General features: G+C 46.5%; 9 protein-coding genes, 3 rRNA genes and 1 riboswitch. Of the genes, 6 read left to right on the forward strand and 6 right to left on the reverse strand.

The window, feature by feature from the left end; all coding sequences use genetic code 11:
• A 23S ribosomal RNA gene (locus tag DEALDRAFT_RS15480) occupies positions 1-283 on the forward strand; the annotation flags it as partial.
• A gap of 49 nt (positions 284-332) precedes the next feature.
• A 5S ribosomal RNA gene (gene rrf / locus DEALDRAFT_RS15485) occupies positions 333-449 on the forward strand.
• A gap of 135 nt (positions 450-584) precedes the next feature.
• On the opposite strand, the gene DEALDRAFT_RS15490 is transcribed toward rrf, so the two are convergent.
• A complete protein-coding gene (locus DEALDRAFT_RS15490) occupies positions 585-1643 on the reverse strand; it encodes a GGDEF domain-containing protein (protein WP_008519259.1) in 1059 nt (352 codons plus the stop codon).
• A gap of 120 nt (positions 1644-1763) precedes the next feature.
• Positions 1764-1847: riboswitch (cyclic di-GMP riboswitch) on the reverse strand.
• Between the two features lie 201 nt (positions 1848-2048).
• Between DEALDRAFT_RS15490 and carB the strand changes: the two genes are divergently transcribed.
• Both carB and DEALDRAFT_RS15500 read left to right on the forward strand, forming a co-directional pair.
• Entirely contained in the window at positions 2049-5249 is a 3201-nt protein-coding gene (gene carB, locus DEALDRAFT_RS15495; protein ID WP_008519261.1) for a carbamoyl-phosphate synthase large subunit, read from the forward strand.
• A gap of 251 nt (positions 5250-5500) precedes the next feature.
• Positions 5501-5809 carry a putative mercuric transport protein gene (locus DEALDRAFT_RS15500; protein WP_250634604.1) on the forward strand — a complete coding sequence of 103 codons (309 nt, stop codon included), beginning with the start codon at positions 5501-5503 and terminating at the stop codon, positions 5807-5809.
• Positions 5810-5925: 116 nt separating this feature from the next.
• Here DEALDRAFT_RS15500 and DEALDRAFT_RS15505 read toward each other — a convergent pair whose 3' ends face one another.
• The 5 genes from DEALDRAFT_RS15505 to DEALDRAFT_RS15525 form a co-directional block, all read right to left on the reverse strand.
• Complete coding sequence (locus tag DEALDRAFT_RS15505) at positions 5926-6414, reverse strand: DUF1850 domain-containing protein (RefSeq protein WP_008519264.1); 489 nt, start codon at positions 6412-6414, stop codon at positions 5926-5928.
• Between the two features lie 20 nt (positions 6415-6434).
• Complete coding sequence (locus DEALDRAFT_RS15510) at positions 6435-8465, reverse strand: TRAP transporter permease (RefSeq protein WP_008519266.1); 2031 nt, start codon at positions 8463-8465, stop codon at positions 6435-6437.
• A gap of 69 nt (positions 8466-8534) precedes the next feature.
• Positions 8535-9548, reverse strand: coding sequence for a TAXI family TRAP transporter solute-binding subunit (locus DEALDRAFT_RS15515; RefSeq protein ID WP_008519267.1), 1014 nt, complete (start codon positions 9546-9548; stop codon positions 8535-8537).
• A 267-nt stretch (positions 9549-9815) separates the two neighbouring features.
• Positions 9816-10571 carry an MBL fold metallo-hydrolase gene (locus DEALDRAFT_RS15520; RefSeq protein WP_161598039.1) on the reverse strand — a complete coding sequence of 252 codons (756 nt, stop codon included), beginning with the start codon at positions 10569-10571 and terminating at the stop codon, positions 9816-9818.
• Between the two features lie 41 nt (positions 10572-10612).
• Complete coding sequence (locus tag DEALDRAFT_RS15525) at positions 10613-10801, reverse strand: hypothetical protein (protein ID WP_008519271.1); 189 nt, start codon at positions 10799-10801, stop codon at positions 10613-10615.
• 444 nt (positions 10802-11245) lie between these two features.
• Here DEALDRAFT_RS15525 and DEALDRAFT_RS16980 point away from each other — a divergent pair, with 444 nt between their 5' ends.
• Both DEALDRAFT_RS16980 and DEALDRAFT_RS15530 read left to right on the forward strand, forming a co-directional pair.
• Positions 11246-11383: a hypothetical protein gene (locus DEALDRAFT_RS16980; RefSeq protein WP_008519273.1), complete on the forward strand. Its 138-nt coding sequence runs from the start codon at positions 11246-11248 to the stop codon at positions 11381-11383.
• 14 nt (positions 11384-11397) lie between these two features.
• Positions 11398-11923: ribosomal RNA gene (locus DEALDRAFT_RS15530) — 16S ribosomal RNA — on the forward strand; the annotation flags it as partial.

Below are 11923 nucleotides of genomic sequence, written 5' to 3' on the forward strand. Positions count from 1 at the left end.
TCATGGGCGGTAGGCAAATTGAGAGAGGCTGTCCCTAGTACGACGAGGACCGGGATGGACAGACCTCTTGGTGTACCAGTTGTCTGCCCAGAGCACTGCTGGGTAGCTATGTCTGGACGGGATAAGCGCTGAAAGCATCTAAGCGCGAAGCCCCCTCTAAGATAAGTTTTCCCGCTCGGTTAACGAGGTAAGACCCCAGAGAGATGATCTGGTTGATAGGCGGAGGTGTAATGGCAGCAATGTCTTAAGCTGACCGGTACTAATAGGTCGAGGACTTAACCTAATTTGTGATAAACTCTTTAACATATCGCTGTTCAGTTTTGAGAGAACTTTCTGGTGGAAATGGCGGAGGGGTCACACCCGTTCCCATTCCGAACACGGACGTTAAGCCCTCCAGCGCCGATGGTACTTGGGACGCGAGTCCCTGGGAGAGTAGGTCTCTGCCAGATCCTTATTTAAAGAAGAGCACGATCATTAATTGATCAGTGCTCTTTTTTCATGCGCTCGCACAGTACTGGGGGTCAGGTTTAATATTATTAAACGATCCCCAGTTTAACGAAGACGCTTAAGCGCCGTTTATACCTTTAATTGACACATGAATAGACAATCCGGTTTCTTCCTCTATCCTTGGCCTCATAAAGCAATTTATCAACTTTTTCAACTAGCTTGTCTGGTTCTTCGCCGTTTTGTTTACAACTTCCAAAACTCATCGTTACAGAAAAGGCTTCCCCCTCACAGTAAAATATATGGTTGGCAACTGATAGTTTTATTTCAACTAAGAGCTTGTCCACTTCATCCTGTTCTTTATTATAAATAATTATTGCAAACTCTTCTCCTCCATATCGAAAGGCTTTCCCCTGTTTAACGGAAACAGTAGAATTAATAATTGACCCAAGCTCACGTAGTACTTTATCTCCTGTTACATGTCCATATTTATCATTTACTAACTTAAAATTATCAATGTCAGCAAGAGCAAGGTAAAAAGCAGAATTATTTTCTAAATCTCCTCGCAAATGTTCCTGAAATGAACGATGATTTAATAAATTCGTAAGGTAATCACGATTTGCAGCTTGCTCTAACAAGTTTTTTTCTGAATGAGACTGTCTTTCCCTTGAAACAATAATTCCCCCTAAGCACCCCATTAGTAGCAAAAATGAAACTTGGCTAAAATAAGTAATTAAATTACTAAAAGTGTAAACATCTGATACTTGCATCAAAAAAGTAATAGTATATGTTAAAGTAAGTAGAGTAGCCGCTATTATCCCACCTGTCAATTTCCAATAGACAGCAACATGTAGGATAATTAAATAGGCCAACGGAAAAAGCGGGCTCTCAATTCCCCCGGTTAATGGAACAAGTGCAGAGAAGGCAAGAAAGTCAAAGAATGGGGCTCCTTTAGTTACTAACGCATAATTTTTCGACCCTTCGGGCCACTTACGTAAATAATAATCTGAAACTCCCATATATAAACAACCGAAAACTACTAACATTATAAATAGATTAAGTCTCAAAGGGTCAGGGTTTGCAACATATTGAGAGAAGAAGACAACTGCTGACAATATCAAAAAAAACCAGCGCAAAGAAGAAAAGATAATTTCCAGTGCGCGGTCTGACTGGTAAGCAGTTGTTAATGAAATTTTCATTACCCCACTCCTATTTTAAGTGTGTTCCCGTTACCATTAATCTTGTTATATTGCTATTATTACTCGGGCTTGGCAATTTGGGTATCAAAAAAACCTACTCAGAGAGTAGGTTTGTCCTACCCCGGCAACCCAGCTGTCTTAGCAAAATGCTTTAGACCTGTAGCTTTGCGTCCCTGCCTTTCGACAGGTTTGCCCTTATCAAGGATTTTCATCTAGAGTTAATTTTAATTATAATTAACATTTTGTGGATTTTCAACCTTATTTAAGTATTAAGAAGCTTTTTTTTAGTGAAGTCACCCTCCAATTAAAAGCAGCCTTATGCTGTCTGACCCAAGATTTTCTTGGCTTTTTTTGCGGGGTTGTTGTAAAATAGAGGTTAACAAAAAAGAGAAGCGAGGAATGTTAATGCCAAAACGCCAGGATATTCACAAACTTATGATTATTGGTTCGGGACCCATTGTTATTGGACAGGCCGCCGAGTTTGATTATTCAGGTACTCAGGCCTGTAAAGCACTGCGCAAACTTGGTTATGAAATTGTGCTGGTAAACTCCAATCCGGCCACCATTATGACTGATCCGGGGATGGCCGATGCTACATATATTGAGCCGCTAAATGTTAAGCGGTTAACGGAGATCATTGAAAAGGAAAGGCCGGATGCCCTGCTGCCTAACCTGGGTGGGCAGTCGGCGCTTAATCTGAGCATAGAGTTAAATAAGCAGGGGATTCTGGAAAAGTACGGTGTTAAGGTAATTGGTGTGCAGCTGGACGCCATTGAACGAGGAGAAGACCGTATTGCTTTTAAAGAAAGTATGAATAAGCTGGGTATTGAAATGGCCAGAAGCGAGCCGGCCTACTCTGTGGAGGAAGCTGTGGAAATTGCCAAAGAGCTGGGCTTCCCTGTTGTGGTTCGCCCCGCTTATACTATGGGCGGCGCAGGCGGTGGCCTGGTTTATAATGTGGAAGAGTTGGAAAGCATCGCAGCCAGGGGAATTTCCGCCAGTATGGTGGGACAGGTGTTAATCGAAGAATCTGTTCTGGGCTGGGAAGAGCTGGAGTTGGAAGTTGTCCGTGATTCCAAAGGCCAGATGATTACCGTATGTTTTATTGAGAATGTGGATCCGGTGGGGGTACATACCGGGGATTCTTTTTGCACCGCTCCCATGTTAACAATCAGCGAAGAAGTTCAGCAGCGCTTACAGAAACATTCGTATGATATTGTGGAAGCTGTGGGTGTAATTGGCGGCACCAATGTGCAGTTTGCCCATGATCCTAAAACGGGCCGGATTGTTGTAATTGAAATTAATCCCCGTACTTCCCGGTCCTCTGCATTGGCCTCTAAAGCCACCGGTTTTCCCATTGCTTTGATTTCTGCCATGCTGGCTGCAGGAATGACGCTGGATGAAATACCTTACTGGCGTGAAGGAACGCTGGAGAAATATACTCCTTCCGGTGATTATGTGGTGGTGAAATTTCCTCGCTGGGCCTTTGAGAAATTTAAAGGAGCCGAGGATAAGCTGGGGACCCAGATGAGGGCCGTTGGCGAAGTGATGAGCATTGGTAAGAACTATAAGGAAGCAATGCAAAAAGCTATTCGTTCCCTGGAAATCGGCCGCTATGGTTTGGGTTTTGCTAAAAACTTCAATGAGCTTTCCCTGGATGAGCTTTTGGCTCAGCTTGCAGAGTCATCCAGCGAACGGCAATTCTTAATGTATGAAGCCCTGCGAAAGGGCGCGACTGTGGAGCAGTTGTATCGGTTAACCCATATTAAGGCCTGGTTTATTGAGCAGATGCGGGAACTGGTGCTTTTGGAAGAAGAGATTTTACAATACAGTGAAGGCAGTTTACCGGATGACCTGTTAATTAAGGCCAAGAAGGACGGTTTTGCTGATCGATACCTGGCAATGCTTCTGAATGTGTCGGAGAAAGAGATCAGAAAACGCCGTATTGCCCTGGGAGTTGCGGAAGCCTGGGATGCGGTGCCTGTAAGTGGTGTGGAGGATGCCGCCTATTACTACTCCACCTATAATGCAGAAGACCAGACCGCATCCAGTAGTAAAGAAAAAGTAATGATTTTAGGCGGCGGACCTAACCGAATCGGGCAGGGCGTAGAGTTTGACTATTGTTGCGTACATGCCGCATTTGCTCTGCGTGACATGGGTTATGAAACAATTATTGTCAACTGTAATCCCGAAACAGTATCCACTGATTATGATACTTCGGACAAATTATATTTTGAGCCCCTTACAGTGGAAGATGTGCTTAGTATCTATGAGAAAGAAAAACCGCTGGGTGTTATTGTCCAGTTTGGTGGGCAGACCCCGCTTAATATTGCCGGTGAACTGGCGGAGGAAGGAGTGCGGATTCTGGGTACCTCCCTTGACGCCATTGACTTGGCGGAAGACCGCGACCGTTTCCGGGCTGTAATGGAGAAACTAAACATCCCCATGCCGGAGGCAGGTATGGCCAGCAACCTCAGCGAGGCTTTGGAAATTGCCGGCAAAATTGGCTATCCACTGATGGTAAGGCCCTCATATGTCCTGGGCGGCCGTGGTATGGAGGTTGTTCACGATGAAGACATGCTTCGTCAGTATATTCAGGCTGCGGTGGACATTACTCCCCAGCGCCCCATTTTGCTTGATAAGTTCCTGGCCAACGCCATAGAAGCAGAAGCAGACGCCATCTCCAACGGCAAAGAGGTTTTTGTCCCGGCGGTTATGGAACATATTGAGTATGCTGGGATTCATTCGGGAGACTCGGCCTGTGTGATTCCTCCCATAAGTATAGGGGAGGGCCATTTGGAAACTATTAATGAATACACCAAAAAAATTGCTCAGGAACTTCAGGTCGTGGGATTGATGAATATGCAATATGCTATCTCCAATGGCAATGTTTATGTCCTGGAGGCCAATCCCCGTGCTTCCCGTACTGTTCCCATTGTCTCTAAAGTATGCAATATCTCTATGGCGCGGCTTGCCACCGAAATCATGATGGGCAAATCGGTGATAGCCAACCTTAAAGCGGCGAAAATCCCTCATTTTGGTGTAAAGGAAGCGGTATTCCCCTTTAATATGTTCCAGGAGGTAGACCCGCTTTTGGGGCCGGAAATGCGGTCCACCGGAGAGGTGTTGGGTATTGCCGATTCTTTCGGGCTGGCGTACTTTAAGGCTCAGGAAGCCACTCAGGGATTATTGCCTTCTGCGGGAACAGTTTTAATCAGTGTCAGGGAACAAGACAGGCCTGCAGTGCTTGATGTAGCCCGTGAATATGTAAACCTTGGTTTTAGCATCCTGGCCACTGAGGGGACAAATAATTTCCTCAACCAAAATGGGATAGAATCCAAGTTTATCAAAAAGCTCTATGAAGGAAGGCCCAATATTCTCGACAGCGTTACAAATAAGGAGATCGATTTAATTATTAACACTCCCATCGGCCGGGTGAGTGAAAAGGACGATTCTTATATCCGCAAAGCAGCGATTAAACACAGAATACCTTATCTTACAACTTTGACTGCAGCTCTGGCCAGTGCCAGGGGTATCGAGGCCTTTAAGAAAGCCCAGGCCGGCAAAATAAAGCACTTGCAAGATTATCATGCAGAAATCAAATAGCGTTGTTATGAGGGGCAGGTCAAGCGGCCTGCCTTTCGCTATTTCGACTAGGTAGAGGTATCCAGGGGAACGTTAGGCACTCTATTTTTATCAAAGTTTAACTTGATACCTTCAAATATCAGTAGTATGATTAATATTGGAGCATCTAATACCGGAAACAGGCTGAAGAAATAACACTGCAGAAAATGCCAAAAGGTTTTGCCTCTGTCTGTACGGAATCTGTTAAGGAATAATCAGTGGGGAGTTTTTTGATGAGAGATAAACTGGCATCACTTGGTTCTATATTTGCTTCTTTTTTTGCAACGGCGTGTTGACTGGGTCCCTTGTTTTTGGTGCCGCTGGGTCTCGGTGGCATGAGTGGTTTATTTGCAGGAGCGCTTGGCAGATATAGAAATCTGTTTGTTATTTTGGCCGTGATCATGCTGGGCTTGGCTCATTATCTGGTGGATAAAAAAGAACATCCGCACATTGTGGAGAAAGTTATTCTCTGGATTGCCACGGTGATGACGTTGGTGATTTTGGCCTACCCCTTTATTCAGACCAATTTTCTAACTTATTAATTTTGAGGGTTAATTTAAGCCTGTTGAGCAGGGAAGCTGTTGCTGTACTAAAATACAAAAGTAAAGTTGCCGTTAAAAGCAAGAAGCACTGATTTTTCCAATCAGTACTTCTTGCTTTAATTTTTTTCAAAACTGATTTCCACTAGCGTTGGTTCCGGGGAGATTTGGTATAAATCAACCGACCGGCTGCCGATTAAGAGCGTTTCTCCGGTAAGGGGAGACACCCAGAGGCGAAGAGCCTCCCGGGGTTCTTCCTGATGGTGGACAGTTATCAACCCGTCTTCTATAGTTGTTTCTGCCAGTTCGCCGGCCATAGGCAGGCCGGGGCCAAATGTGCTAAAGGTTGTGGTTAGTGGGTGGATTGTACCGGCGGAGGTGATGGCAAACGTGCCTGAGACCTCGCTGTTGCTGACGGAATGACGATAGCTTAGGGTAAATGTTTCTTCTGGTGCCACTGGAATGCGGTGATGTATTTGGCCCTGGTTGTCGGCTATAATTAAGTGGCTGCTGGTATGGTGGGGGAGTATAAGTGAGCCGGCTAAAGGCAAGGCCAAAAAAGCTGCCATTATAACTATGATTTTGGGAGATATTTTTGTTGTCCCCATTTCATATGCTTCTCCTTTTGTCAGGCTCCGGCTGAAAGGTTTTGGGTTTCATCTTCCCTTTTTTTAACGGCGCGCTGGTGCAGATAAATAAAGATAAAGACACTGGCGCCCACAATGTCTGTAATCCAGGTTGGCCAGATCATCGAGAAGGCAATTGCCAGAAGGATGACCTGTTCCCAGATTTTTAACTGGGTAAAGAGCCAGCGCTGAATTACTGCGGAGAAGCAGTAAATGCCAAACAGGGAGGTTGAGGCCACCATTAACGCCTTTTGCCAGGTGGTATCGATGAGAAGAAATTCAGGGTTGTAAATAAACATGAAGGGAAGCAAAAATGCTCCCAGGTCGAATTTGAAGCCCAATAACCCGGTTCTTATTGGATCGGAACGGGCTATGGCTGCCGCTGCATAGGCTGCCACCCCCACAGGAGGAGTATCATCGGCCAGGATGGCGTAGTAGAGAATAAAGAGATGAACGCCTACCACCGGTAAAGTGGGCTCCACCATTAAAATGGCCGGAGCAACCAGGGTGGCCATTATTACATACTTGGCAGTGGTTGGCAGACCCAGGCCCAGAATAATGGATATGGCTGCTGCCATAATCAACAATATGAAGAGGTTGTCGCCGGCAGCTGTGGCAATTACCTGGGTGATACTCATTCCCAGGCCTGTCAGGGTAACAACGCCCACAATAATCCCGGCACAGGCACAGGCCACGGCGATTCCCGCCATGCTGCGGGCGGTGCTGTCCAAAGCCTGAAGGATATCGTGCCCCAAGCCCTTTAAATGGGTAACCAGGTTTGCGGCAAAGGAGATTTCTTCTTTTTTGCTATCCTGGCCTAGTTTGATGGCTCGCATAACTATCATCATGCCAATCACTGCCAGAATGGCATAAAACCCTGCAGTGTTGGGAGTGAACCTTCTGATAATCAGGTAGTACACCAGTATACAAATGGGAAACCAATAGAATATTCCTTTGATAAATGTGGTCAGAAGCGGAGGAATCTGAGCTTTGGGCATGGCTTGCATGCCGGTTTTTGCAGCCTGCAGGTGAACAATGCAAAGCAGCGCTGCGTAACTGATTATTGCCGGTAAGGCCGCAGCGATACATATTTGCCAATAAGGAATTCCGGTAAACTCCGCCATAACAAAAGCTGCTGCTCCCATGATAGGAGGGAGAAACTGCCCGTCGGTGGAGGCGGCCGTCTCTACGCCTCCGGCCACTTCTGAAGAAAAGCCGGTTTTTTTCATCATGGGAATGGTGATGGATCCGGTAACCACGGTATTGGCTACAGAACTGCCGGCAATGCTGCCCATAAAGCCACTGGCTACCACCGCTGCTTTGGCCGGCCCGCCTTTGAAGCGTCCCATGGCGGCAAAGGACAGCTGGACTATATATTGTGCTGCTCCTGAGGCCTGAAAGAAACAGCCAAAGAGAACAAAGGTGAAAACAAAGGTGGATGAAACGCCGATGGGGATGCCAAAGATGCCGGTGTTGGTCAGATAAAGATCGTTAATTACCCGCACCATTCGGTATCCACCGTGACCGATGATTTCCGGTAAGTATTGGCCAACAAAGGGATAGAACAAAAAAACGATGGTGACGATAGGCAACGCCGGGCCAAAGGCCCGGTGTGCCGCCAGCAGTACCAAAATGATGGCCAGCCCACCAACCAACAGATCAATTTGGTTGGGCATGCCTACACGCCATACCAAATCGTTGTAGAAAACAAAGGTATAAATTATGGTCATAAACCCGGTCAGCGCCAGGAGAATGTCATGCCAGGGAATTTTATGATAAGCAACTTCCTTTTTGCGGTTGAAAGGAAAATACAGAAAACAGAGAGCCAAGCCTATGGACAGATGAGCGGAGCGCTGCAAAGTTGCGGTTAATAAACCGAAGCCGGCGGTGTAGAAATGAAATAGAGACCAAATTAGCCCAATGATAAAAATCACCAGGGCCAAAATCCCTCCAGGGTTACGGATTTTTCCCTCGTCACTGATCTCGTGCAGATCAATGTCGCGGCTGGTTTTAATAATCTCATCAATGTTCACCGTTGATCACTCCTATTCTAACTGGTGCAGGGCAAAATCACCCTGCACCAGTAGAATCACACAGCAATATTACCGCATGCCAACTTCTTCGAAGAATCTTTCCGCACCGGGGTGCAGATCCAGCGGCATGCCGTCCAGGGCGGTCTCCAGGGTGACTAGCTTTCCGGCAATGGCGTGGGCATTATGAATTGTTTCAACATTATCAAAGATACCTTTCACAAACTCGTACATTAACTCTTCACTCAGGTCCTCATGTGCCACTACCATGGACACTACGGCGATGGTATTAGCTTCGGGGACGTTGTTGTACACATCACCGGGGATAGTGGCCCTGGCATAGAAATCTTCCAGTTCCATAAGTTCTTCAGCTTTTTCATCATCAATATCAACAACAACAATATCGCTGGTCACTGCCAGGTCGGCGATTACAGAAGCGCCGATGCCTACAGTAAAGAATGCAGCATCAACTCTGCCGTCTTTAAGATAATCGGCGGCCTCGCCTGCTTCCAACCGCTCCACTGCGGCAAAGTCGTCAAGTTCCATGCCGTACACTTCAATAATCTGCATGGCATTGACTTCCGCACCGCTACCCAGCGGACCCACAGCAATCCGCTTACCGGCCAGGTCTGCCGGGGAAGAAATGCCTGACTCCACGCTGGCGACCAACTGAACCGGCTCGGGATAGAGTGTGAAGAGCCCCTTCATATTGGTAACCGGGTTTTCTTTAAAGTCATCTCTGAACAATCCGTTGTAGGCGTAATAAGCAACATCATTCTGTACAATAGCCAGGTCCAGGTCACCGCTGCCAATAAGCTTTACATTAACTACCGATGCTCCCGACGATTCAACTGTGAGGGAGATGTTGTCCATTGCTTCATGGGCAATGCGGGACATGGCTCCAGCCAGTGGGTAGTAAACTCCGGTGACCCAACCGGAACCCATGTTGAGGCGCTGTACAGTGGCTGTTTCGTCACCGTTATCTGCCGGTTCTTCATTGTTGTTGCCCTCACCACAACCGCCGATGGCAAAAATACTGAGCACTAACAGTACCACCAAAAACAACGACAACCGTTTACTCCTCATACTTGTTTAACCCCCTTAAAATTGTAATTGGCTTTTTAGGGCCGGGACAGCCGAATGTTGCAGAAGATAAGCATTTCCATAGCTACAGTCCCTGGTTTTTATAAGTTATTCCTTTAACATAAATATGGAAAACAGTGCGCCAATATGCTCGTACCCGGCTACCTGCTTCCTCATAATTTCTGCAATAAAAAACAGCACTGATTTTTTATCCGTGCTGCTACAGAATGATTCTTTGGTTTTGTTTTACCACAGGCCAATAATTGCAATCTATTTTTTCTGAGAAAGCAGGGCATTTATAAATGCCGTTTTGGAAAATTCACCACCACTGATTAAGTACATATAATCTTCTTTGCCCAGCAGCCTGTATGTTATTTTCCTTGGTGTAAGGCCTAGCTTTTGTAAGTCTTGTGCCTTTTCTTCCAGATCCTCAATATATGCTAACTTACGTCTAAAAGCATCCGGGCCTTTTTGCAAGGGGCCGCGATGACTGCAAAAAATTACGGAGAAATGCAGGTTGGATAACATATGCAGTGTTTTTTTCAGTGCTGCAATATCCTCCTGGTCATAAAGATAGATAATTTTTTCTCCCACATACAAGTCTCCGGTAAACAGCCAGCCCTCGTTTTCTTCATACAGGCAGATGTGATCAGTTGCATGACCGGGGGACTGGATTACCTGGAACGTATGCCGATCAGTTTCAATGGTGCTGCCCACGGTCCGGCATTTTCCGCTGGCCGGATTGCCCCAGACAATGCGGCGATATAACGGTACCGGTGGGGGTAAAGTTAAGTTTGCCAAAGCACATTCATGTACTAATGGAGTAATGCCTAGTTGATTAAATAAATCAACATTTCCGGCATGATCCTCATGAGAATGAGAAAAAACGGCCTGTCGGAGGGTATTTGCCGCCAGAAACTCCCGCATCTGTTTTTTAAAATGCGCCGGACCGCTCTCAATTGCCAGGCCGTCAACCAGAAATGCATATGCAGTTCTTAATCGCCAGCCAAATATGATCCGGTCCATTTTCAGACAAGCAACATTGTTTCTATTATTAACAGTAAACACTACCTGAACTTCTCCGGATTTTTGACACGCATAGCAGTAATCAGGCCGCAATCTGTACATAGCTCGGCCCTTACTTCGGAGCCTAGGCTAAGTAACTTATGCATGGGTGCCAGTGCTGCATATCCGCTCCATTTACCCTGTCCTATATTGGTACTGCCACATTCCGGGCATCTCTTTTCCTGCTCCATATCGTATCCTCCTCGTATCCTGCTGGTGAGTTTCTATGATTATTCGTCACACTATTAACTTGCTCCTGCATAACGCATAACGGATATTGTTCTGGGGGAAAATGAAAGCGGGTTTTGGTATAAATTATATGATTGACTTTAGCGCCAAACCATGGTAAGATAATTTCCGTGCCCAAAAAACGGGTCACCGGCAGTGAGGAAACGGAAAGTTACCAAAAACTACCGGTTGAAACAAAGCAGCAAACATGATAAGATAATATCTGTTGCCGCAAAAACGGCACTACTTGCTAATCGAGCAAACGGAATAACGGCTGCGAGCCGGTATCTTCCAAAAAAAGGACTGTTGACATAACACCTTGAACATGGTAAGATATAATTCCGCTCTGCGAGAGCGGCAAGGATGTAAAGAGAGTTTTGCTCTTTGAAAACTAAACAGGAAATGCCATGCGAAGTAACATCGATTACGATGTAACACTTTACGTTTTGTCAAGGCAGGGCTTGGCCCTGAACCGGACAAACAACAATGCTTCAAAACAAATTGGAGCCATTCAAATCTTCTCTAATGAAGACCAGACTGCTTAGCAGTTCTGATATACTTTTTGGAGAGTTTGATCCTGGCTCAGGACGAACGCTGGCGGCGTGCTTAACACATGCAAGTCGAACGGGGTCCTAGGGTAGCTTGCTACCCGACCGACCTAGTGGCGCACGGGTGAGTAACACGTGGGCAATCTGCCCGGAAGACTGGGATAACAGCCCGAAAGGGCTGCTAATACCGGATACCTTCACGGAATCGCATGATTCTGTGAAGAAATGTATTTCGCTTCCGGATGAGCCCGCGTCCCATTAGCTAGTTGGGTGAGGTAACGGCTCACCAAGGCAACGATGGGTAGCTGGTCTGAGAGGACGATCAGCCACACTGGAACTGAGACACGGTCCAGACTCCTACGGGAGGCAGCAGGGGGGATTCTTGGCGCATGGGCGAAAGCCTGACGCACCACGCCGTGTGAACGATGAAGGCCTTAGGGTCGTAAGTTCTGTGCAGGGGGGAAGAGGTTCTGACGGTACCCCTGGAGGAAGCTCCCGCTGACTAGCGTGCCAGCAGCCGCGGGAATAACATAGGGG

The sequence above is a fragment of the Dethiobacter alkaliphilus AHT 1 genome, assembly GCF_000174415.1.
Classification (GTDB): Bacteria; Bacillota; Dethiobacteria; order Dethiobacterales; family Dethiobacteraceae; genus Dethiobacter; species Dethiobacter alkaliphilus.